Raw genomic sequence first — 22,119 nt, forward strand, 5'->3', positions numbered from 1 at the left:
TTCGTTAGTCACTCATAGACCCCCTCGACGATCCACTCGCCTGCGCGGTAGCACAGCAGCAGGGCACGCGAATCGTCGAGCAACACCTGTGCCCGGGCGATGAGTCCGGTCTCGGTGGTTCCGGCCGGCCCCGGTGGCCCGGTGGGCCGGTCGGTGCTCCCGACCGGCCAGGGCCCGGCCCACCAACACAGCCCCCAGCTCGATCGGCGTGCCCGGGATGATGCCAAGGCGACGGTCACCGGTTCGGCGGTGAAGGCCCCGCGTTCGGTCACCTTCACCGGTTGCCCCACGGCGTCGAGCACATGGATCGCGGTCTCCACCAGCACCGTCGGGCTGGGTTGTGGCAGGCGCCCGGGCCACGGCGCCAATGGGTCCCGGTGCGGAGCAGGCTCGTCGCCCAGGGAGACCATCGTGATCCGTTCGGCGGGTCCGCGACCACCGCTCAACACGGGGATGCGCACGGCGTCACCACCCAGCAAGCCCTGTATCCGCACCAGCGAACGCCGGGCGCGCTCCTCCACGTCGGGCTCACCGGCCAGTCCGCCACGGGCGAGATCGTCGGTGAGCTGGTAGTGCAGCGCACCGGCCTCGACGACCTCGACCGGCTCGAGCCGCAAGCGGACGATCGGTGAGTCGGGCCGGGTGTCCCGCACCGTGACGCGCTGCGCACCTCTCCCCTGGGCTGTGCTCCCGTAGGGGGCTTCGAGCGGGGAGGTACGTCGTGCCGCGCCGGTCAGCCACCCCTCGAGTTGCCATCGGATACGATCCGCGGTCGTCTCCGGCGTCAGCGGTTGGGCGCACCGCCAGGTTCGCGAATGCTGTTGTCCGCGTTCGGTGGTCGCGGTGATCGTGAGTCGCGTACAGGCCACCGCGGCATCGCGCAGGCGTCGGTGCAGCGCGTCGGCGAGGGTACGGCCGATGAACGCCGCGACGTCGATGCGGTCGACCGGCGGGTCGCAGGTGTGGTCGACGTCGAGTTCGGCGGGCACACCGCGGGACGAGGGGACGCGCCCCGGCAACGCGTTGGCGAGCCGATGCGCGACCACCGCATCCCGGGCGAACCGGGTGGCGACGTCGGTGACGGACATGTCGGCGAAGGCGCCGATCGTGCCGATCCCCAGCCGGCGCAGCAACTCCACGAGATCAGCCCGGGACGGATCGCTCATGCTGGGTTCGACGGCGAGATCGGCGACGGGCCGCCCGGCGAGATATTCCCGGTCACCTCCGGGCTCCACCTGATGCCCGTTCCGGGCGGCGAGGACAGCGGTGAAGATCTCGTCGGCGATGCCGACCTGCGACTCGATGCCACATGCCGACACCACGTCGACGAGTTCCTCCGCGAGGGCCTCCATCCCCCCGAAATAGCGGGCCGCGCGGTCGCCGGCGATCACCAGGAGACCCGGCCGGAGCACTTCGAGAGCTGGTATCACCTCGGCGACCGCGGCGACCACCGGTTCGAACAACCGCCCGTCCCGGTTCTCGTCGGCGGTGACCACGGTCATCTCCGTACACGCCGCCTGCGCCTGGCGTTTGCGCATCCCACGGCGGACACCCGCCGCCCGGGCCGACGCCGAGCAGGCCACCACCCGATTCGCCGACAGCACCGCCACCGGATGCAGTGGGGGCAGGTCCGCTTCGGCCGAGGCCGCCATCGCCGGCCAGTCCGGGCACCAGAGCGCGAGAATCCGCCGGGCCCCCGTCTCCTCGGGGGGCATCAGTTCGCCACCGCGAGCACCGGGGAGGTACTCGTCGCCGCGACCATCTCGACCGTGCGGTCGGCGCCGTGACCCGCCGCCAGGAGCTCGACCTCGGTGCTCGCGGACTGCCGGCCGCGGCCGGACACCGTGACCTGCAACCGCATCCCGCCGATGCGGCCGTAGCCACTGCGCGCGGAGTCGAGACCGGCTGCGCGGGAAGCGGTTCGGCCCGGAAGGTGCGGGCTGTGCCGGTAGGTGAGGACACGGGCCTCGATGGCCAGCTGCGCGCCCGGCCAGGTGCCACCGGTCACCAGCAACACCGACGACTGCTTGCGTACCCGACCCATGACCACCCGGGCACGTGACGGGGCCACCACCTCGGTCCGTGGGCGAGTCCCCACGCCGTCGCCCGCCAGGTCCAGGATCACCAGGTCCATACCGTCGAGCAGGACCGCCGCCACCTCGACCGGATCGGGGCCGGGATCGGGGATGGTGGCGATACGGGACAGGTCGGCACCCATCTCCGCCGCCGACAACAAGCTCAACCGTGGCAGACCGACGATCCCCACCTGCCCACCGGCACGGGTCACCGCTGCGATCATCGCGACCAGCACCGAGCGGGCACCATCGAGACCGACCACCGTACCCCGCGGAATCCCGTTGTGCGGCATCACCTCCGACAACGAATCCGGCATCGGGAGTACACCCACCGCCCGATCGCGGACCTCGACCACCCGCTGATCGGGCCGACCGGACATGGCCGCCATCCGCCGACGCAATCCCGCCAGTTCGTCGGCGCGTCCACGGGCCGCGACATCGGTCACGGCAACACCAGCTGACACATCCATCTCCGGACACCCTCCAGTCGACATGAGGTACTCGAGCGAGCCGGGAAGGTGCGCGCCACCAGGGTCTCGAACAGCCTTCCGAGTGATCCCGAGGGGTACCCCCGGCCGCAGATCATTCGAACACTTTTTCGATGTTTCGAGAGTAGAACCAACCACCGACAAGCGTCAAATGACATCGAAATCCGTTGCGCGACAGCACATGTACTCGAACACGTCGAATCGGCGCAGATCAGGACTGCGCCGACTCGGAAGAGCAGGGGTCAGAACAGGGTGAGGGCGTGCTGCAACTCGGGCGCGGCCACCGTCGTCGACGTGTCCCGACCCGCCTGCCGGAGACCACCGGACCCCGCGAGGCCGTGTCGGTGCACGAGCGGCTTCATCCGGTCACGGAGCCACGACGAGTACTCCGGGGTGACATAGGCGCCACGCCCGTACAGCCCTCGGTAGCGGCGGATGAGAGCCGGATGCTCTTCCGCCAGCCACTCCAGGAACCACGGCTTCGTCGAGGACCGCAGATGCATCGGGAACGCGGTCACGCCCGACGCACCGGCGTCGGCGAGGGCCTCGAGCAAGGAGTCGAGATGCGCGGAGGAGTCGGTGAGAAACGGGATGACGGGGGCCACCATCACATGCGGCGCGATCCCGGCGTCGGCGAGGTCGCGGATCAGCGAGAGCCGTGCCTGCGGTGACGGTGTCCCGGGCTCGATCTTCTTCTGCAGATCCGGATCGAGGATCGCCAGCGAGATCCCGACGCTGACCGACACCTCCCCCGCGGCCTGACGCAACAGCGACAGATCACGACGGATCAAGGTGCCCTTGGTGAGGATGGAGAACGGCGTCCGGGACTCGGCGAGCGCGGAGATCACACCCGGCATGAGCCGGTATCGCCCCTCGGCCCGCTGGTAGGGGTCGGTGTTGGTGCCCAGTGCCACCGTCTCCCGGCTCCACGATCGGCGCTTGAGTTCCTTGCGCAACACCGCCGCCACGTTGAGCTTCACGACCACCTGGGTGTCGAAGTCCGTCCCCGCGTCGAGGTCCAGGTATTCGTGCGTCGGACGGGCGAAACAGTAGCGGCAGGCATGCGTGCACCCGCGAAAGGTGTTGACCGTGAACTGGAACGGGAGCTGCGAGGCCTCCGGGACGCGGTTGAGCGCACTCTTGGCCAGCACCTCGTGGAATGTGACACCCTCGAACTCGGGCGTGCGAACGGACCGGACCAGACCCGAACGGCTCAGCCCGGGGAGCGACCCGTCGTCGACCTCCACCGCCTGATCGGACCATCGCATGATCCGAGTCGAACATACGTACGACTCGACTGTCAAGTGCGTGCCCGCCGTGCGGGCCGCGCCGCTATCATCTCCGTATGTCGACGACCGCCGGACCCCACCATGCCCCGGGTCCCCAGTATCTGGTGGCCGGACGATACCGCCTGAAGTCGCGGATCGGCGGGGGCGGCATGGGCACCGTCTGGCTCGCCCGCGACCAGCTCCTCGACCGTGACGTCGCCGTCAAGCAGGTCGTCTCCACCGAGGGCCTCACCGAGGACTCCGCGGACAATGTTCGCCAGCGGGCCATGCGAGAGGGCCGCATCGCCGCCAAACTCTCCCACCGCAACGCGATCGCCATGCACGACGTGGCCCTCGACCGGGGCGAACCCTGGTTGGTCATGGAGTACCTGCCGTCGCGCAGCGTCGCCCAGATCCTCCATGCCACAAAGACACTCGCACCTGCCGAAGCCGCCCAGATCGGCGCGCAGGTGGCCGATGCGATGGTCGAGGCCCACGCCGCGGGGATCGTGCACCGCGACATCAAGCCGGGCAACATCCTCATCGCCGAGGGCGGCCGCCACACGGGCCTGGTCAAGATCACCGACTTCGGGATCTCACGAGCCAAGGACGATGTCACCCTCACCCAGACCGGCGTGATCACCGGCACGCCGGCATATTTCGCCCCCGAGGTCGCCCGCGGAGCCGATCCACAAGAGGCGTCGGACGTGTACTCACTGGGCGCGACGATCTACACGATGGTCGAGGGCCAGCCGCCGTTCGGCGTCGACGACAACTCGATCGCCTTGCTGCACAGGGTCGCACGGGCCCGCATCAATCCCATGCAGAATGCCGCCGAACTCGAGCCGGTCCTGCTGCGTCTCCTCGAACCCAGCCCGACCAAACGCCCGACGATGAGCCAGGCTCGAGATCTCCTCACCTCGTTCGCGGCCGGCTCCCGCGGCACCCGTGATCAGGTCCTGACCGGCCTGATCACCCGCCCGGGAGCGGGTACGCCGGTCTGGTCGCAGCGGACCAACCGATCGTCCACCACCGGTCCGCACCGCCCCGCCGGCGCCACCCTGCCCCCGTACGCCCCGACGATGTCGGCCGATCGCGGCTCCCGCGACCTGCCGCGCACCCGACAGGGCATGTCCCCCACGATGATGTCGACGTCGCAACCACACTCGTCGACGCCGAGACCGCCCACGGCACAGCACCATCCGTCCGATGGACGCCGGCCGTCGTACGGTCCGCCCGCGCAACCGTCGGGCACGTCGAGCACCGCGCTCGCGGTGTCGATCTTCGTGTTCTTCGCGGTGCTCGCCGTGGTCGTCGTACTCGCGATCGCGCTGGTGCGCTGAGCGGTCGTCCGCGGCGGGCGCTCAGCCGATGTGGCGGGTGGCCGCCCACCGGGTGAGGGCGTTGCGGTTGGACTGCTGCGTCTTGCGCAAGACATTCGACGCGTGGGTCTCGACCGTCTTGATCGAGATGAACAGCTCCTCGGCGATCTCGCGGTAGGTGTACCCCCGCGCGAGCAGACGCAACACCTCCAGTTCTCGCCTGGTCAGCGAGTCGAGTTCGGGGTCGAGCGGCGGCTCGGGGGCCGAGGACTTGCCGGTGAACGAGTCGAGGACGAAACCCGCCAGACGCGGACTGAAGACCGCGTCGCCGTCGGCCACCCGACGGACCGCGTCGGCGAGTTCCGGACCTGCGATCGTCTTCGTCACGTAACCGCGGGCGCCGGCGCGAATGGTCGCGATGACGTCCTCGGCGGCGTCGGACACGCTCAGCGCGAGGAACACCGGTGGAACCGAACCCGGTGCGGCCGAACCGATCCGATCGAGCACGCCGCGCAGCACGGCCACCCCGCCACCGGCCGGCATGTGCACGTCGAGGAGGACCACATCCGGCGCCGTCGAGACGATCCCGTCGATCGCGTCGGCCACGGCACCCGCTTCGCCGACGACACGCAGACCCGGCTCGTCGGCCAGTTCGGCACGGACCCCGGAACGGAAGACGGCGTGGTCGTCGACCAGGTACACGGTCACCGGACCGGAGGGGTCGGGGCTCGTCGGACTCGCTGTCATCGTGCCTTCCTGTTGTCGGCCGGGGCGACCGCATCCATGCTCATCTCGCCGGTCCGCGCGGGTGGCTCGGACCTCTCCGGGTCAGATCTCTCCGGGTCAGATCTCTCCGGGTCGGATCTCTCCTCCACCGAACCCCCGTCACCGCGCGGCATCATGAGGCCCACGTTGGTTCCGCGTCCGGGCGTCGAGGTGATCCGCACGCGCCCGCCCATCCGTTCCACGCGAGCGCGGATCGACCGGGAGATCCCCTGCCGGTCGTCGTCGACCGTCTCGGGGTCGAAGCCGAGGCCACGGTCGCGCACGTACACCTCGACCTCGTCGTCGGTGATCTCGCCGTATACGTCCACCGTGCGCTCGCCGGAGTGCTTGGCGGCGTTGACCAGGGCTTCGCGCGTCGCGCCGACGAGAGCGGACCATCGTTTGGCGTCGCGGGTGTTGTTCGGGCGCAGATCACCGACGGTGATGATCTCGACCTCGATACCGTAGGCGTCCTCGACCTCGGCGCCCACACTGCGCAGCGCCGCCGCCAGGGAACCGCGTTCGGTCGCCGGATCACCGAACAGCCACGCCCGCAGCTCGCGTTCCTGGCTCCGGGCCAGCCGTGCCACCTCGTCGGGCCGACCCGCCTTCTTCTGGATCAGCGCCAGGGTCTGCAGAACCGAGTCGTGGAGGTGCGAGGCGATCTCCTCGCGCTCGGCATTCCGGATCCGGGCGGAGCGCTCCTCGTTGAGGGTGCGCAGCAGGCGCATCCACAGGGGCACGGTCAGCAACACGACGCCGATGAGGGTCGCGCCGACCGCGAGGATCGTCGAGTTGAGTCCGCCGAAGCTGCGGTCGCCCGCGACCACCACGACGACCAGACCGCCGACGACGAGCGCGACGCCGCCGATCAGCCGGGTCCAGGTGAGCAACGGGGTACGCGGTGCCCGATGGGACGTGTCGAACTCGCGCCACACCAGGCTTGCGCCGAGGGCGATGAACACGAACGGGACGAGGTAAGACGCCGGGGTCCCCGAGGCCGCGAACCCCACCACGGCCATCGCCACCAGCCCGATCATCGCCAGTCCGAGCGACTGACGGCGCACACCCGGCGCCGGTGGCGCGGTGTCGCTCCCCTGGGGGCAGAAGAACCAGAGCAGACCGTACGCGGCAACACCGGCCCCGGCCAGCGCGGCCAGCACCACGAACACGATCCGCACGCGGAACACATCGACACCGAGATGGTCGGCCAGTCCACCGGCGACGCCGGCGACCACGCGCCCGCCGTCGCGGCGCACCAGCCTCGGGACCGGTTCGACCTCCATTCGACTCACTCCTCGATCGTCCCATGCGATCGGCTCCGCGACATCGGGGTCAACCCCGGTTCGTGCGTGTCGATCTCAGGGTGTGTCGCTCCACCACCCCTGCACACCGGATTTCTCCGGGGGACAATTCAGGGGATCACCCGATGTGTTCGTGGCCCGGTGGGCGGCACGATGATCGGCATGGAGACCAAGGAGTTCCAGCAGCAGATCCAGGGCATGTGGTCGACCCGCCCGTATCGGCCCGACGATCGGACGATCGCCGGCGTCTGCACCGGCATCGCCGCGCGCTACCGCGTGGACCCGACGCTGGTGAAGGTCGCGTTCGTGGTGGCGGCGTTCTTCGGTGGCAGCGGACTCATCCTCTACCTCGCGGCCTGGGTCGCGTTCCCGGGCGCCGGCCGCGCACGCGCCGATGCGCTCCGGGTCGAATCCGCGCGAGCCGGCCACAGCTCGCACGGCTCGCTGCACGGACTCGGCAACCCCCAGGTCATCCTCCTGGTCGTGCTCGCGATCGTCATCGTCACGTCTGTCGGACCCAACCGGACATGGGGTTCCGGTGGACTCGTCGGCGCGATCCTGATGCTCGGCGGCTGGTTCCTGTTGTATCTGCGCACCCCGACTCCACCGGTAGGCACGAGCATCGACACCGCGGCGGTCACCGACATCGTCGTCCCGCCGCCGGCGGCCGGTCAGTTCGAGCGCTGGGTACCGCGTGGGATGAGCAGTCCGGCCGGTACCCATCCGGTGACGCCTGCGCCCCGGGTCGAGTTGGAAAAGGACCCTTCGAGGCTCGTCGCTAACGCTCCGCACACCTCAGGGAGCGGAGGGGCGGTCGCCGACGCTCCGCACACCTCAGGGAGCGGAGGGGCGGTCGCCGACGCTCCGCACACCTCAGGGAGCGGAGGGGCGGTCGCCGACGCTCCGCACACCTCAGGGAGCGGAGGGGCGGTCGCCGACGCTCCGCACACCTCGGGGACCAGTGGGGCGCGCGACGACGTCGACCTCGACGTGAGTCCGCCCGCGTGGGATCCGCTGGGGGCGGCGCGGTTCGCGTGGGATCTGCCCGAGCCGGCCAGCCCGGCGGAGCCGCCCGCCCGCATGCGCCGACGCTCACCTCTGACGCTGATCGTGATCGGTCTCGCGATCATCGCGGGCGCCGTCGGCACGGGCCTGCACCAGATCGGCGTCGACTGGTTCACCGTGCCGCACATCCTTTCGCTCTCACTGGCCGTCATCGGCGCGGGACTGCTGGTCGCCGCCGTCGTCCGGCGCCGGACCGGGGAACACAGCACCGGCCTCGTGCCCATCGCGATCGTCCTGGGAGCCGCCGTCGTGGTCACCACCGTGATCTCCGGAGTGAGCGGGCTGTCCGGACCGCTACCCGCCGGAGGGGCGGGCGAGCGCGAATGGAAGCCGTTGACCGAGAACGACATCCAGGCCGAATACTCGCTCGGCGTCGGCGAGATGACCCTGGACCTGCGCGCGGTGGATCTCACCACCGACCGGACGGTGCGCCTGGAGAACGGCGTCGGGACGATCCGGGTCCACGTCCCCGACACGATGAACGTGCGTGCCAACTGCCAGACCGGCATCGGTGACTACACCTGCCCCACCGGGCTCGACGGCGGCCGCGACGGCACCGATGGCCCGGTCCTGCAGATCGACGCCCGCACCGGCATGGGAGAGGTTCAGGTCCTGCGATGAACGCACCCGACAACACCTACGGAGACGACCCGGCGGCCACCAGCGACGACCGGGGATGCGGGTCCACCCATCGCGCACCGGGGCTCGGACTCCTCGGGATCGCGGCCCTCGCGGTGGCCGGATGGGGACTCGCCGACGGGCCGGCACTGCCCGAGGCCGCCGACCTCGGGTGGGTCGCGGTCGGGATCGGCCTGCTGATCGGGCTCGTGCTGATCGTGTCCGGGACTCGTTCCCGGCGCTGACCGCGACAACGGTCCCGATTCCCGGCGGAGACAGAGAAGCGGCCGGTGGCATCTGCCACCGGCCGCTTCTCATCGCCTCATTCCCATTCGATGGTGCCCGGCGGCTTGCTCGTCACGTCGAGCACCACGCGGTTGACCTCGGCCACCTCGTTGGTGATGCGGGTCGAGATGATCTCGAGCACCTCGTAGGGCACGCGCGTCCAGTCGGCGGTCATCGCGTCCTCGCTCGACACCGGGCGCAGGACGATCGGGTGTCCGTAGGTCCGGCCGTCTCCCTGGACACCGACGCTGCGCACATCGGCCAGCAGCACCACCGGGCACTGCCAGATCTGTGCGTCGAGTCCCGCGGCGGTGAGTTCCTCGCGCGCGATCAGATCGGCCTTGCGGAGCATCTCCAGGCGGTCGCCGGTGACCTCGCCGACGATCCGGATCGCCAGACCCGGTCCGGGGAACGGCTGACGTGCGACGATCTCTTCGGGCAGCCCGAGTTCGCGGCCGACCGCGCGCACCTCGTCCTTGAAGAGCAGCCGCAGCGGCTCCACCAGGCTGAACTCGAGGTCGTCGGGTAGGCCGCCCACGTTGTGGTGGCTCTTGATGTTCGCCGTCCCGCTGCCGCCGCCGGACTCGACGACGTCGGGATACAGCGTGCCCTGCACGAGGAAGTCGACCTTCTCCCCCGCCTCTGCCTCCTCGCCGAGGACCTCGCTGACCGCACCCTCGAACGACCGGATGAACTCCCGGCCGATGATCTTGCGCTTGGTCTCCGGATCGCTCACGCCGGTCAACTCGCGCAGGAACACGTCCGCGGCGTCGACGGTGACGAGTTTGGCGCCGGTCGCGCCCACGAAATCGTGCTGCACCTGTTCGCGTTCACCCGCGCGCAGTAGTCCGTGGTCGACGAAGACACAGGTCAGCCGATCCCCGATGGCCCGCTGCACGAGCGCGGCCGCCACCGCGGAATCGACTCCACCGGACAGTCCGCAGATGGCCCGTCCGTCGCCGATCTGGTCGGCGACCGCGTCGATGAGCGCGTCGGCGATGTTCGCGGCGGTCCAGGTGGCCTCGAGGCCCGCGATCTCGTAGAGGAAGCGCGTGAGGATCTGCTGGCCGTGCGGCGTGTGCAGCACCTCGGGGTGATACTGCACCCCGGCCATCCGGCGCTTGAGGTTCTCGAACGACGCGACCGGCGCACCGGGCGTCGACCCGGTGACGGTGAATCCCTCGGGCGGACTCTGCACGGCGTCGTTGTGGCTCATCCACACCGGCTGGGTGTCCGACAGGCCCTGATGCAGAACACCTTCGCCGTTGACGGTCAGCGTGGTGCGCCCGAACTCGCGGCCGCCGGTGTTGGCGACCTCGCCACCGAGCTTGTCGGCCATCGCCTGGAATCCGTAGCAGATGCCGAACACCGGGACGTCGAGGTCGAAGAGGGCCGGATCGAGATCGGGCGCGTCCTCGGCGTACACCGACGAGGGACCACCCGACAGAATGATCGCAACCGGATCCTTCTCCTGGATCTTCTCGATCGGAGCGTCGTGGGAGATCACCTCGGAGTAGATGCGTGCCTCGCGCACCCGGCGGGCGATCAGTTGCGCGTACTGCGCGCCGAAGTCGACGACGAGCACCGGCCGCGGACCCTCGAGGAAATCCTCGGGGGAGTTCGCAGGAGAATCTGTCGCAGAAGAGTCTGTCACCGGGCCGAGTCTAGTGGGCGGACCGGCGCCCGTCCCTGGTCACCCCGCCCGGCGGATGCGGGCCCGCGATACCCGCGTGAAATACTCCGGAATCGACATGACTGCATCGCCGGAAACCCCCCATCGCTGGTCGCTGAGCATCGGCGACCTCACCCAGGCCGCCGTGTTCGCCGCGCTGATCGCCGCGCTCGGACTGCCCGGGACCATCAACATCGGCTCCAGCGGTGTGCCGATCACCCTCCAGTCGCTCGGCGTCATCCTCGCCGGTGCGGTTCTCGGACCCAAGAAGGGAACCCTCGCGGTCGTGCTCTTCATGGTGCTCGCGATCGCCGGGCTGCCGATCCTCGCCGGCGGCCGCAACGGGTACACCTCGCTCTCCTCGCCCACCGCGGGCTTCTTCATCGGGTTCCTGCCCGCCGTCATCGTGATCGGCGTGCTGACCGCGATGATGCTCGGTGTCGGCACCACCCCGCGCTACCGCGTGATCTGGGGCATCGGCATCAACGTGCTCGGCGGGATCGTCGTGCTCTACGTGTTCGGGATCGTCGGCATGCTCCTGCGCACCGACCTGACGGTGTGGGCGGCGCTGTCGGCCAACGGCCCGTTCATCCCCGGTGACATCGCGAAGGCCGTGGTCGCCGCGCTGGTCGCCGCCCAGGTCCATCGCGGGCGGCCCGGACTCATCGCACCGATGCGACTGTCGCGGCGTGCCGGCGTCGCCGACAGCTGACGCGGCGGTGGCCCGAGCCGGATGATCGAGTTCGAGAACGTCTCGCACGCCTACGACGGTCGTGTCGTGCTGCGCGACGTCTCGCTCACGTTGTCGGAGAACCGCATCGGGATCGTCGGGGCCAACGGCAGCGGTAAGTCGACGTTGGCGCGGATGATCAACGCGCTCGTCGTGCCCGACTCGGGGACGGTCACCGTCGACGGCCTGCCGGTCGCGAAGAACAAGCGTGAGGTCCGCCGACGGGTGGGGTTCATCTTCTCCGACCCCGACCGCCAGATCATCATGCCGACGGTGCTGGAGGACATCGAGCTGTCCCTCCGCCGGACCGATCTCGACAAGGCGGCGCGCGCCGATCGCGCTCGTGCGGTACTCGCCCGGTTCGGACTCGGCGACCACGCCGACCATCCCGCCCAGCGACTGTCCGGTGGACAGAAGCAACTCCTCGCCCTCGCGTCGATCTTCGTGACCGACCCGGCGATCATCGTCGCCGACGAGCCCACCACCCTGCTCGACCTGCGCAACACCCGCATGCTCACCCGGGTCTTCGACACCCTGGACGAACAGCTCGTCGTCGTCAGTCACGACCTCGACATCCTCGCCGGCTTCGACCGGGTGATCGCCATCGACGAGGGGCGCGTCGTCGCCGACGACTCCCCCGGGCCCGCGCTCGCGGCGTACCGCAGGCTCATGTCGTGAACGTGCTCGGCGTCTACCGGCCCGGCAACACCCTCGTGCACCGCCTGCCCGCCGGGTTCAAGTTCCTCGCGATGGGCGTGCTCATCCTCGTGGTGTCGCTGACCGTGCGGTCGCTGCCGGCTCTCGGGATCGCAACCCTCGGCGTCGCAGTGATCTACGCACTGGCCGGGATCGGCCCCCGCGAGGCATGGCGGCAGCTGCGCCCGCTGCTGTGGCTGCTGCTGTTCATCTTCGCGTTCCAGGTCGTGTTCACCGATTGGCGACGGGCCGTGGTGATCTGCGGGGTCCTCGCGCTGTCGGTCGCACTCGCCGCCGTCGTCTCGCTGACCACCCGCACCACGGACATGCTCGACACGATCGTCCGAGCACTGGGGCCGCTGGCCCGCTTCGGTGTGCGCGTGGACCTCATCGCGATCGCGTTGGCGCTCACGATCCGGGCGATCCCGCTGATGGTCGAGGTGGTGCGCGAGGTCGACGAGGCGCGCAAGGCCCGCGGGTTGCGTCCCGGGCCACGCATCCTCGTCGCCCCGGTCGTGCTCGCCGCGCTGCGCACCGCCGACGGCTTCGCCGACACCCTCACCGCGCGCGGCCTGGACTGACTCCCCGCTGCCGCCGACGGACGACGACTCAGAGCAGATCCGAGAGTGCGTCCTCGAGCCGGGGAAAGCGGAACTCGAACCCGACGTCGGCCAGGACATCCGATCGCGCACGGCGTCCCGTGAGCCCGAGCGCCGGATCCGTACGCAGCACCTCCGCACCGAGTTTCAGCAACCAGGCCGGCGTCGGCGGCGCCGGCGGGCGTCCGATCTCCGCGCGCAGCATCGCCATGAGCTCGGTGTTGCGCACCGGATACGGACTGGCCGCCACGACGACACCGTCGGGAAGAGACACCGCGTCGTCGACGCGCAGTGCCGCGCGGGCGATCGCGAGCCAGTCGTCGATGTGAATCCAGCTGAACCACTGCCGGCCGTCGCCGACCCGCCCGCCGAGACCGAATCTCGTCAGGCCGGCGAGACGGCGCATGGCCGGGGCATCCGCGTCGAGGACGATCGACGTCCGCAGCACGGTCAGGTGATCGGTGTTCGCGCCGTCCACCGCGTCCTCCCACGGCTGCGCGACGCCGGTCATCTGTGGCAGGCCGAGGGGGACCGGCGTCGACTCCGTGCACCACTGGTCACCTGCGTCGCTCCAGATCGCCGTCGTGCTGGACTGCAACCAGTACGAGATCGGGGTCGACCGCGCCCGGGAGGCGACGACGAGAGCGCGAGTCGCATCCACCCGACTGCTCCGCAGCGCGGCGATGTTGGCCTCGGTGGGACGACAGTCCACGAGCTTGCCCGCGAGGTTCACCACCGCCGTCGGCCGATCCGCGGCCAGCACTTCGACCCAGTCGCCCTGGGTCTTGCCGTCCCAGATCACCTGCTCGAAGGGCGACGACGGATCGATCCGCCGCGTGAGGATGACCGGATGGTGTCCGCGCGCGGCGAGATCGGTCGCCAGATGCGTTCCCAGCGAACCACTTCCGCCCGCCAACACCACGGTCGGCGACTCTGTGCCCGACATGCGCTCCCCCGTTCGGCCGTGCACGCCGACCCTACCCCGGCGACGACGCCGAACGGGATCCCCCACTCACAATGCGCGCTGTCCGCGCACGGTTGCTACGAGATCCGCTGGGCCGTGACCGGTACGACGGGGATGATCGGCAACCGGAGGGCGCCCGGCGCGTCGGCCGGGACCACCGGCGACCTCGGCGTCGTCGGCTCGATGCGGCGGTACGGGTCACCCTGTGCGGGGCGCTGATCCTGTTCCCCCTTGTTCGGCCACAGCGCCGCTGCGCGTTCCGCCTGCGCGCAGATCGTCAGCGACGGATTGACACCGAGGTTCGCCGACACCGACGCACCGTCGGCGATGTGCAGCGTCGGGTAGTTCCACACGCGCTGGTACGGATCGATGACACCGTTCTCCGGGTCGTCGGAGATCGCGCACCCGCCGAGATAATGCGCCGTCAGCGGCATGTTGACGATGTCGCCCCACGTTCCGCCTGCGACACCGCCGTTCAGCTTCGCCGCGATCCGCCGAGTCGCCTCGTTGCCCTTGGGAATCCAGGTGGGGTTCGGTTCCCCGTGGCCCTGCTTGCTGGTGACATAGCGAAGCGGTCCGCGCTTGCGGACGAAGGTGGTCAGTGAATTGTTGTTGTTCTGCATGACCAGTGCGATCACGGTCCGCTCGCTCCACTGTCGCACCACGACCAGCCGCACCAGCAGCAACGGATTGCGGGCGACCTGGCGGAGGAACTGGCCGAACCGGTTGCGGCGGCTCCCGCCGTCGGTCAGCAGGGTCTGCAGGTACGCGATCGCGTTGGAGCCCTTGCCGTATCGCACCGGCTCGATGTGCGTGTTCGGTTCCGGATAGAACGACGAGGTGATCGCGACCCCGCGCGAGTAGTCGTTCTCCGGGTCGATCCGGGAACCCATCGCGCCCAGGATCGACTCCGAGTTGGTCCGCGTGAGCCTGCCCATCGCGTCCGAGATTTGCGGCAGCGTACCGAGTTTCGCGTGATGCAGGAGTCGCTGGGTGTTGAACGTGCCGGCCGCGAGGATCACCTGCCCCGCGGTGATCGTCCGCCGGCGACGCCCCAGCGGCCCCCACGACGACGAGTGATGGGTGCCCACCTCCCACACACCGTCGGCGCGCCGGCGCAGCGAGTCCACCGTGGTGCGGTCGATGATGGTGGCGCCGTTGCGTTCCGCGAGACCGAGGTAGTTCTTCAACAGGGTGTTCTTGGCACCCACCCGGCAACCGGTCATGCACGCGCCGCATTCGGTACAGGCGGTCCGATCCGGACCCGCGCCACCGAAATACGGGTCGGCGACGGTCTCGCCGGGCGCCCCGGACAAGCCCGTCTTCGCACCGAAGAACACACCGACCGGCGTCGGTGTCACCGTGTCGCCGACACCCATCTCCGCCGCGACCTCGGCAACGACACGATCCGAGGCGGTGACCGTCGGGTTGGTCACCACGCCGAGCATCCGGCGGGCCTGGTCGTAATACGGACCGAGCTCGTCCTCCCAGTCGGTGATGTGGTTCCACTGCGGATCGGTGAAGAACGGCGTCGGCGGCTTGTACAGGGTGTTGGCGTAGTTGAGGGACCCGCCGCCGACCCCAGCCCCGGCCAGGATCATCACGTCCTTGAGTGCGTGGATGCGCTGGATGCCGTACAGGCCCAGCTTCGGCGCCCACAGCCACCGGTTCAGGCGCCAGCTGGTCTTGGCGAAGTCCTCGTCCTCGAAACGACGACCCGCCTCGACCACGCCGACGCGATACCCCTTCTCCACGAGCCGCAGCGCACTCACGCTCCCGCCGAACCCGGAGCCGACGATCAGAACGTCGAAGTCGGTGGCGTGTTCGGTCGACCTGTCCAATCCCATGGCGAACATACTAACGCGCATTGTCACATAAGGAGACCCAGGTCACCCTAACCCTTCGTGACACGCCCTCCGCAGGCTCCGGGCGCTCCTCAGGCAGCGCGGGGACGGCTACCGCCCCTCGCACCTCATTGGTGAGGGGCACTCAGGCGTGGACGGACAGCCCCACGCGCTGGAACTCCTTCAGGTCGCAGTACCCGGCCTTCGCCATGGCACGACGCAGCGCCCCGACGACGTTCAGTTCGCCGTAGGGATCATCGGACGGCCCGTTGAGGACACGCTCCAGACTCGGGCGGTCCTCGCCCGCGGCGACCTGCAGGAGCGCGCCGCGCGGGGTGTCCGGGTGCGCCGCGGCCGACGGCCAGTACCAGCCGTTGCCGGGCGCCGAACTCGTTGCGGCGAGCGAGGTTCCGAGAACCGCGGCGTCGGCGCCGCAGGCGATCGCCTTGACCAGGTCGCCCGAGCTGTGGATGTCGCCGTCGGCGATGACGTGGACGTAGCGACCGCCCGTCTCGTCCAGGTAGTCGCGACGCGCGGCGGCGGCGTCGGCGATGGCGGTCGCCATCGGCACACCGATGCCGAGGACCTCGCCGGTCGTGGTGGCCCCCGCGGCCGAGCCGTAGCCGACGATGACGCCCGCGGCGCCCGTCCGCATCAGGTGCAGGGCGGTGCGGTGATCGTGCACGCCGCCCGCGATGACGGGCACGTCGAGGTCGGCGATGAAGGTCTTGAGGTTGAGCGGTTCGCGCGCGGCGCCGTCGGCGTCGACCTGTGCCACGTGCTCGGCCGAGATGATCGTGCCGTGCACCACCAGGATCTCGACCCCGGCGGCCAGCAGCGCCGGGGTCAGTTCCGGCGCATGCTGAGGGCTGACCCGCACGGCCGTGGTGACGCCGGCATCGCGGACCTGCGCCACGGCCTCGCCCAGCAGGCCGCTGTCGAGCGGAGCCGCATGCAGCTTCTGCAGATGCCGAACCGCCGCATAGGGATCCGGATCCTCCGCCGCGATCGCGACGAGTTCGGCGATCTTGGCCTCGACGTCGCGATGACGGGCCCACAGCCCCTCGCCGTTCAGGACCCCCAGCGCACCGAGCTTGCCGAGTTCGATCGCGACCGACGGCGACACCAGGGCATCGGTCGGATGACTCAGGATCGGCGAGGAGAACCGGTAGGCATCGATCTGCCACGCCGTGGAGACGTCCTTGGACGAACGGGTCCGACGGGACGGGACGATGCTGATGTCCCCCAGTTCGTAGGTCCGTCGGGCTGTCCGGCCCATGCCGATTTCGACGAGGTCACGCACCACTGCGCCTTTCTGCGGAGTTCAGCTGCACAACGACCCTACGGCCTGGCCCGCCGGACGAGTCCGGCGGGAACGGCCTCGGGGAGTTCAGCGGGAATAGTAGTTGGGCGCCTCGGCGGTCAGAGTGATGTCGTGCGGATGGGATTCCTTCAGTCCCGCCGCGGTGATCTGGACGAACCGCGCGGTCTGCAGATCCGGGATCGTCGACGCGCCGGTGTAGCCCATGGCGGCACGCAGGCCGCCGACCAGCTGGTGGATCACCTGCGACAGTGGGCCCCGGAACGGCACGCGTCCCTCGATGCCCTCGGGAACCAGCTTCTCCTCCTTCAGGACGTCGTCCTGGAAGTAGCGGTCCTTCGAGTACGACTTCGCCTGCCCACGCCCCTGCATCGCACCGAGCGAGCCCATGCCCCGGTAGCTCTTGAACTGCTTGCCGTTGACGAGGACCAGCTCGCCGGGCGCCTCGGCGGTGCCCGCGAGCAGCGAACCGAGCATCGCGGTCGACGCGCCGGCGGCGAGTGCCTTGGCGATGTCGCCGGAGTACTGCAGACCGCCGTCGGCGATCACGGGCACACCGGCCTTCTGGCAGACCGCCACCGCTTCGAGGATCGCGGTGATCTGGGGGGCGCCGACGCCCGCGACGACGCGGGTGGTGCAGATCGAGCCCGGGCCGACGCCGACCTTCACCGCATCGGCACCGGCATCGACGAGCGCCTGCGCGGCCTCACGGGTCGCCACATTGCCGCCGACCACGTCCACGCGGTCGCCGACCTCGGCCTTCAGCTTGGCCACCATGTCGAGCACGAGCCGGTTGTGCGCGTGGGCGGTGTCCACGATGATCACGTCCGCGCCGGCGTCGGCGAGTGCCATCGCACGGTCCCACTGCGGGTCGCCGGTGCCGACGGCTGCGCCCACGAGCAACCGTCCGTCGGAGTCCTTGGTCGCCAGCGGATGCTGCTCGGTCTTGACGAAGTCCTTGACGGTGATGAGTCCGGTCAGCCGGCCGTTGCCGTCGACGATCGGCAGCTTCTCGATCTTGTGCCGGCGCAGCAGTCCCAGCGCGGCCTCCGCGGAGACCCCTTCCTGGGCGGTGATCAGCGGCGCCTTGGTCATGACCTCGGCGACCGGTCGGCTCTGGTCGACCTCGAAGCGCATGTCGCGGTTGGTGATGATGCCGACGAGCTCACCCTTGTCGTCGACGACGGGCAGGCCCGAGATGCGGTAGCGCGCACACATCGCATCCACCTCGGCGAGCGTGTGGGAGGGCGTGCAGGTGACCGGATCGGTGACCATCCCGGCCTCGGACCGCTTGACCGTCTCGACCTGACCGGCCTGTTCCTCGATCGACAGATTGCGGTGCAGGACACCCATACCGCCGGCACGGGCCATGGCGATCGCCATCCGGGACTCGGTCACGGTGTCCATCGCCGAACTCACCAGCGGGACCCGCAACGTCACGTTCTTGGTCACCCGCGACGAGGTGTCGACCTCGCTGGGGATCACGTCCGACGCCGAGGGCAGCAACAGGACGTCGTCGAAGGTCAGGCCGAGCATCGCGACCTTGCCGGGATCGTCTCCACCGGTACGAACAGCAGTCATCGGACCATCGTATCGACTCCCCTGGTGCGGCGATCGTCACACAGGCGTCTTCGTGCCGGTGAGACCGCCTGATCGACTCCGGTCACGGCCGCCGGGACCGGTGAATGCTTGCGGCGCGGGCGGCTGGGGATCGGCTACGGTGGTGAGGTGCGTGACCACCTGCCACCCGGCCTCCCGCCGGACCCGTTCGCCGACGATCCCAGCGATCCCGCATCCGCCTTGGACAGCGTGGAACCGGGTATCCCGCTGGACGAGAACGAACGGCTCGCGGTCGAGGAGGATCTCGCCGATCTCGCACTCTACGAGGCGTTGCTGGCCAATCGCGGCGTGCGCGGCCTCGTCGTGGTCTGCGAAGACTGCCACGAAGACCACTACCACGACTGGGACATGTTGCGCGCCAACCTGATCCAGCTTCTCATCGATGGCACCGTCCGGCCCCATGAGCCGGCGGTGGATCCACGCCCGGATGCCTACGTCACGTGGGACTACTGCCGCGGGTACGCAGACGCGCGCAGCCATCTCGACGACGAACGCTGACTGCCGCAGACGAACGCGGACAGCCCGCATCGGCTCGCCGGTCCGGTGACCGAGTCGTCGGCCAGACCATACGAGTGAGGCCCTGCACCGCTTCGGTGCAGGGCCTCACTCGTTGAACGTGGTGCCGGGGTCGTCAGCCGATCGGCCGACCCGATGCATCCACACCGGGCGGCGGGGTCCACGGGATCTCGGGGAATTCGGCCGGGTAACGCGTGACCTTGGTGCTCGAGGACGGCGTCGAGGGTTGTGTCGGAGCACTCGACGAGGGGACCGTCGACGGCACCTGCGGTTCGCTCGTCTGCTCGGACGGCGTGGTCGGCTCATCGGTACCGCCACCGGGCGGGGTCGACTCGCCGGGCGACGAGGGCTCGTCCTCGCGGCTGGTCAGATCCGGTCGGGTCGGCTCGGTCGTGGCCGGCTGTTCCGCGCCGGTCGACGGCGCGGGAACGGTGAGTTCGGTCGGCAGACCGGCGCCGTCGCGGATGCGGTTCATCCACTCGGTCATCTCGTCGCGCATCTCGCTGTCCATCGGTCCCATGCGTTCCTGCGCCTCGGCCAGCAGGCCGGCCGCCGCGCCCGGGTCGCCCGCCGCGATCGCGGCCTCGGCTCGCTCGAGATTGTTGCGGACATCGTGCGCGGCCTGCGTCTGCGACGCCGCCTCGGCGAACACGACCTGCTTGATGCCCCACAGCGGGTCACCGGGTTGCGAGCCCTCGGAGAGCACGGTCAGACCGGCCGCCGCGACGATGACGATCGCGGCCGCACCCGACACGACGCGGAGGTGACGGACCATCCGGCGCCCGCGACTGGCCCGCTCGGTGGTGCCGATCGCCCGTTCGACATCGTCGACGGACACCAGCTCCGGCTCCGGGGTGGACATGATCTCGGACTTCCAGCCCGACAGCATCTCGGCCAGTTGGTATTCGGCCGCGTCGCGGGTCGGCACCGGCACGTCGCGGGTGAGCGCGTCGAGGAAGTTCTCGTCGAAATTGACCTCGGAGAGGTCGAGGGCGTCGTCCTCGACCGAGGCGGGATCGACGCCTGACGGAGCCGAGTCCAGCGGTCGGGGTCCGGGACCGGCCGGCGACGGGCCACTCGCACCCGGCGCACGGCGATGCGCCGGTGGCTGGCCGGGTCGGTTCGGCTGGTCACCACCGACGACACGGCGTCTACGCCAATCAGACTGTCCGCTCATCGTGACCTCCTGTCCGTCTCAACTCGTCTTTCAATTTCGCCAGCGCCCGGTGCTGGGCGACTCGCACCGCCCCGGCAGTGCTGCCGATGGCCTGCGCGGTCTCCTCCGCCGACATGCCGACGATCAACCGCAGTACCAGGACCTCGCGCTGTTTCTCCGGCAGGATGCCCAGCAGGGCTCGCATCCGTCTGCTGCCGTCGGCGTCGATGGCGAACTGCTCCGGACCGCCGGCGACGTGCGAGACCTCGGGGATCTCGTCGACCGGGTCCGATTTCACCCGCGCCGCCACCCGCATGGCGTCGGCAACCTTGTGCGACGCGATGCCGTAGACGAAGGCCATGAACGGTTTGCCCTGGTCCCGATAACGGGGCAGTGCGGTCATCACCGCCATCAATGCCTCCTGCGCGATGTCGTCGGCGGAGAACAGATGGCGTTCCCCGACCCCGATGCGTCCTCGGCAGTAGCGCAGGATCGGTTCCTGCACGCTTTCGAGAACTGACGTGAGAGCGGCACGATCGCCTTGGCCCGCGGCCCGGACGGCGTCGTTCAACTCACCACCTGTCAACTTCATCGCGCGTAGGAATCCCCGTGTTACAGATCGGCCAACCGGCCTCGCCGCCAGTCCTGGTACGGGCCCCGACACGGTGACGCCGCCGGTGGCGACCGTCGTGGACCGCGGCTGGTGAGCAGCGTTCCCCGACGTCCCCGGCGGCGACGGCGTGGCAGACCCCAACACACCTTAGCGATCAACCCCCGGGCATCAGCGCCATGCCCTTGCCGATCAGCGTGGCGCGGAGCTCGCGGTGGCGTGCGGCGTCGTCGTCAGAGGCGGACCCGGTGCCCAGCAGCAGACTGATCGCGGCCCACTCCAGCGGGAGGAGACCCTCGTCGCGAGCGTCGTCGGCGACACCCCGCGCAGCCGTCGCCGCGGCGCCGCGATCCCCACCACCCGCGGTGGCGGCTGCGGCGATGAGATCGGTCTTGATGCGATGCCGAGCCGGAACCGGGGTTCCCGCCTCCTGTATCTCCCGGATCAACAAGGCCCCCGCCCGGGCATGGCCGAGCCCGGTCGAGACGTCGCCACGATAGAGACCGAGTTCGGCGCTCACCCACTCCCAGCGCAACCGACAGCGGGTCGCCGTGGCCCAATCGGCGTCCGGCGCCTGCCAGGACCATTCACCCCGGGCCGGTCCGGGAGACGGGTCGAGAACCGACCTCGCCCGATCGAGCAGCCGGCGAGAGGCACCGAATCTCAGCAGGCCCAGATTGTCGGCCGCGAGCCCGATGAGTCCGTCCGCGACCGCGGCACGCGTCAGGGAGACCTCGGCCGGGCCCGGCGATCCCATCCCATCCGAGAGACCCACGGTCGCGAGGGACCGGCCGTCGATCCCATGTGCGATCCGATGACGCCCGGCCTGACGCACCAGCGATGCGCGGGTGCTCTGGCAGAGCGACAGCAGTGCGGTTCGCGGTCCCGGAGGCGTCGACGGGCCGGTCTGCGGACCGACGACCCGCTCGAGATCGATGAGCGTCGTCAGCGCGCCCGCGTAGTCCCCGCGTCCACCGGCGGAGACCGCGTCGGCCCAAGCGCGCAGAAGCGGTGCCACCACCGACGCGGTGGACGGGTGTCGACGCAGCTCAACGGCGTTCTCGAGCGCCGCCCAGGTGTTCTTGGTCACTCCGACTTTTTTGGTTTGCATGAATTTAACGAACGATTCCCAACGTTAATTCTCTGGACAGATCACGGGTGCATCATCGGAGGATTTCCGACGTGTAAATCGGTTCGCTCG

At 69.7% G+C, this 22,119-nt stretch carries 19 protein-coding genes and 2 pseudogenes; 8 read left to right on the plus strand and 13 right to left on the minus strand.

The features are described from left to right. Positions 1 to 8: 8 nt before the first annotated feature. From AB4Z55_RS19150 to AB4Z55_RS19160, 3 genes are all read right to left on the minus strand, one after another. Positions 9 to 1,715, minus strand: a complete 1,707-nt coding sequence (locus AB4Z55_RS19150; RefSeq protein ID WP_354560134.1) for a DNA polymerase Y family protein — start codon at positions 1,713 to 1,715, stop codon at positions 9 to 11. Further along, a complete protein-coding gene (locus AB4Z55_RS19155; protein ID WP_354560132.1) occupies positions 1,715 to 2,545 on the minus strand; it encodes a hypothetical protein in 831 nt (276 codons plus the stop codon). The genes AB4Z55_RS19150 and AB4Z55_RS19155 overlap by 1 nt, the downstream gene beginning before the upstream one ends. A gap of 260 nt (positions 2,546 to 2,805) precedes the next feature. Continuing rightward, a complete protein-coding gene (locus AB4Z55_RS19160; protein ID WP_354560130.1) occupies positions 2,806 to 3,831 on the minus strand; it encodes an Rv2578c family radical SAM protein in 1,026 nt (341 codons plus the stop codon). Positions 3,832 to 3,908: 77 nt separating this feature from the next. On the opposite strand from AB4Z55_RS19160, the gene AB4Z55_RS19165 reads away from it, so the two are divergent. Beyond that, on the plus strand, positions 3,909 to 5,174 hold the full coding sequence (locus AB4Z55_RS19165; protein ID WP_354560128.1) for a protein kinase: 1,266 nt from the start codon (positions 3,909 to 3,911) through the stop codon (positions 5,172 to 5,174). Positions 5,175 to 5,195: 21 nt separating this feature from the next. Here the strand turns inward: AB4Z55_RS19165 and AB4Z55_RS19170 are convergent, their stop codons facing one another. After that, positions 5,196 to 5,900 (minus strand): response regulator transcription factor, encoded by a 705-nt coding sequence (locus AB4Z55_RS19170; RefSeq protein WP_101819107.1) that lies wholly within the window; start codon positions 5,898 to 5,900, stop codon positions 5,196 to 5,198. 36 nt (positions 5,901 to 5,936) lie between these two features. On the opposite strand from AB4Z55_RS19170, the pseudogene AB4Z55_RS19175 reads away from it, so the two are divergent. Further along, positions 5,937 to 5,996, plus strand: a pseudogene (locus tag AB4Z55_RS19175) (hypothetical protein); the annotation flags it as partial. 41 nt (positions 5,997 to 6,037) lie between these two features. Here the strand turns inward: AB4Z55_RS19175 and AB4Z55_RS19180 are convergent. Further along, positions 6,038 to 7,204, minus strand: a pseudogene (locus AB4Z55_RS19180) (PspC domain-containing protein); the annotation flags it as partial. Positions 7,205 to 7,375: 171 nt separating this feature from the next. Here AB4Z55_RS19180 and AB4Z55_RS19185 point away from each other — a divergent pair. Both AB4Z55_RS19185 and AB4Z55_RS19190 read left to right on the plus strand, forming a co-directional pair. Beyond that, on the plus strand, positions 7,376 to 8,908 hold the full coding sequence (locus AB4Z55_RS19185; protein WP_369521033.1) for a PspC domain-containing protein: 1,533 nt from the start codon (positions 7,376 to 7,378) through the stop codon (positions 8,906 to 8,908). Continuing rightward, complete coding sequence (locus tag AB4Z55_RS19190) at positions 8,905 to 9,150, plus strand: hypothetical protein (protein WP_101819109.1); 246 nt, start codon at positions 8,905 to 8,907, stop codon at positions 9,148 to 9,150. The genes AB4Z55_RS19185 and AB4Z55_RS19190 overlap by 4 nt, the downstream gene beginning before the upstream one ends. A 77-nt stretch (positions 9,151 to 9,227) precedes the next feature. On the opposite strand, the gene guaA is transcribed toward AB4Z55_RS19190, so the two are convergent. Next, complete coding sequence (gene guaA, locus AB4Z55_RS19195) at positions 9,228 to 10,775, minus strand: glutamine-hydrolyzing GMP synthase (RefSeq protein WP_354560334.1); 1,548 nt, start codon at positions 10,773 to 10,775, stop codon at positions 9,228 to 9,230. A gap of 166 nt (positions 10,776 to 10,941) precedes the next feature. On the opposite strand from guaA, the gene AB4Z55_RS19200 reads away from it, so the two are divergent. Genes AB4Z55_RS19200 through AB4Z55_RS19210 form a run of 3 tightly spaced genes read left to right on the plus strand, consistent with a single transcriptional unit; the run spans position 10,942 to position 12,869 of the window. Next, complete coding sequence (locus tag AB4Z55_RS19200; protein ID WP_101819270.1) at positions 10,942 to 11,574, plus strand: biotin transporter BioY; 633 nt, start codon at positions 10,942 to 10,944, stop codon at positions 11,572 to 11,574. 21 nt (positions 11,575 to 11,595) lie between these two features. Next, positions 11,596 to 12,270, plus strand: coding sequence for an energy-coupling factor ABC transporter ATP-binding protein (locus AB4Z55_RS19205; protein WP_239400517.1), 675 nt, complete (start codon positions 11,596 to 11,598; stop codon positions 12,268 to 12,270). Then, positions 12,267 to 12,869, plus strand: coding sequence for an energy-coupling factor transporter transmembrane protein EcfT (locus AB4Z55_RS19210; RefSeq protein ID WP_369520312.1), 603 nt, complete (start codon positions 12,267 to 12,269; stop codon positions 12,867 to 12,869). Before AB4Z55_RS19205 ends, AB4Z55_RS19210 begins: the two co-directional genes overlap by 4 nt. A gap of 28 nt (positions 12,870 to 12,897) precedes the next feature. Here AB4Z55_RS19210 and AB4Z55_RS19215 read toward each other — a convergent pair whose 3' ends face one another. The 4 genes from AB4Z55_RS19215 to guaB all read right to left on the minus strand — a co-directional run bounded on the left by AB4Z55_RS19215 (position 12,898) and on the right by guaB (position 18,597). Continuing rightward, positions 12,898 to 13,833: a DUF1731 domain-containing protein gene (locus tag AB4Z55_RS19215; RefSeq protein ID WP_354560123.1), complete on the minus strand. Its 936-nt coding sequence runs from the start codon at positions 13,831 to 13,833 to the stop codon at positions 12,898 to 12,900. Positions 13,834 to 13,928: 95 nt separating this feature from the next. Next, positions 13,929 to 15,698 carry an FAD-dependent oxidoreductase gene (locus AB4Z55_RS19220; RefSeq protein WP_369520313.1) on the minus strand — a complete coding sequence of 590 codons (1,770 nt, stop codon included), beginning with the start codon at positions 15,696 to 15,698 and terminating at the stop codon, positions 13,929 to 13,931. Between the two features lie 142 nt (positions 15,699 to 15,840). After that, entirely contained in the window at positions 15,841 to 16,998 is a 1,158-nt protein-coding gene (locus tag AB4Z55_RS19225; RefSeq protein ID WP_033203751.1) for a GuaB3 family IMP dehydrogenase-related protein, read from the minus strand. Between the two features lie 87 nt (positions 16,999 to 17,085). Continuing rightward, positions 17,086 to 18,597 carry an IMP dehydrogenase gene (gene guaB / locus AB4Z55_RS19230; protein WP_064571629.1) on the minus strand — a complete coding sequence of 504 codons (1,512 nt, stop codon included), beginning with the start codon at positions 18,595 to 18,597 and terminating at the stop codon, positions 17,086 to 17,088. Between the two features lie 147 nt (positions 18,598 to 18,744). Here guaB and AB4Z55_RS19235 point away from each other — a divergent pair, with 147 nt between their 5' ends. Further along, positions 18,745 to 19,134 (plus strand): DUF5319 domain-containing protein, encoded by a 390-nt coding sequence (locus tag AB4Z55_RS19235; RefSeq protein WP_064571630.1) that lies wholly within the window; start codon positions 18,745 to 18,747, stop codon positions 19,132 to 19,134. A 133-nt stretch (positions 19,135 to 19,267) separates the two neighbouring features. On the opposite strand, the gene AB4Z55_RS19240 is transcribed toward AB4Z55_RS19235, so the two are convergent. From AB4Z55_RS19240 to AB4Z55_RS19250, 3 genes are all read right to left on the minus strand, one after another. After that, positions 19,268 to 20,329 (minus strand): anti-sigma-D factor RsdA, encoded by a 1,062-nt coding sequence (locus AB4Z55_RS19240; RefSeq protein WP_004019190.1) that lies wholly within the window; start codon positions 20,327 to 20,329, stop codon positions 19,268 to 19,270. Further along, complete coding sequence (locus AB4Z55_RS19245; protein ID WP_033203601.1) at positions 20,313 to 20,900, minus strand: sigma-70 family RNA polymerase sigma factor; 588 nt, start codon at positions 20,898 to 20,900, stop codon at positions 20,313 to 20,315. Before AB4Z55_RS19245 ends, AB4Z55_RS19240 begins: the two co-directional genes overlap by 17 nt. A 175-nt stretch (positions 20,901 to 21,075) precedes the next feature. Then, positions 21,076 to 22,008: a hypothetical protein gene (locus AB4Z55_RS19250; RefSeq protein WP_354560119.1), complete on the minus strand. Its 933-nt coding sequence runs from the start codon at positions 22,006 to 22,008 to the stop codon at positions 21,076 to 21,078. Positions 22,009 to 22,119: the final 111 nt, after the last annotated feature.

Origin of the sequence: Gordonia sp. ABKF26 (assembly GCF_041103195.1) — a bacterium.
GTDB classification, from domain to species: Bacteria; Actinomycetota; Actinomycetes; order Mycobacteriales; family Mycobacteriaceae; genus Gordonia; species Gordonia terrae.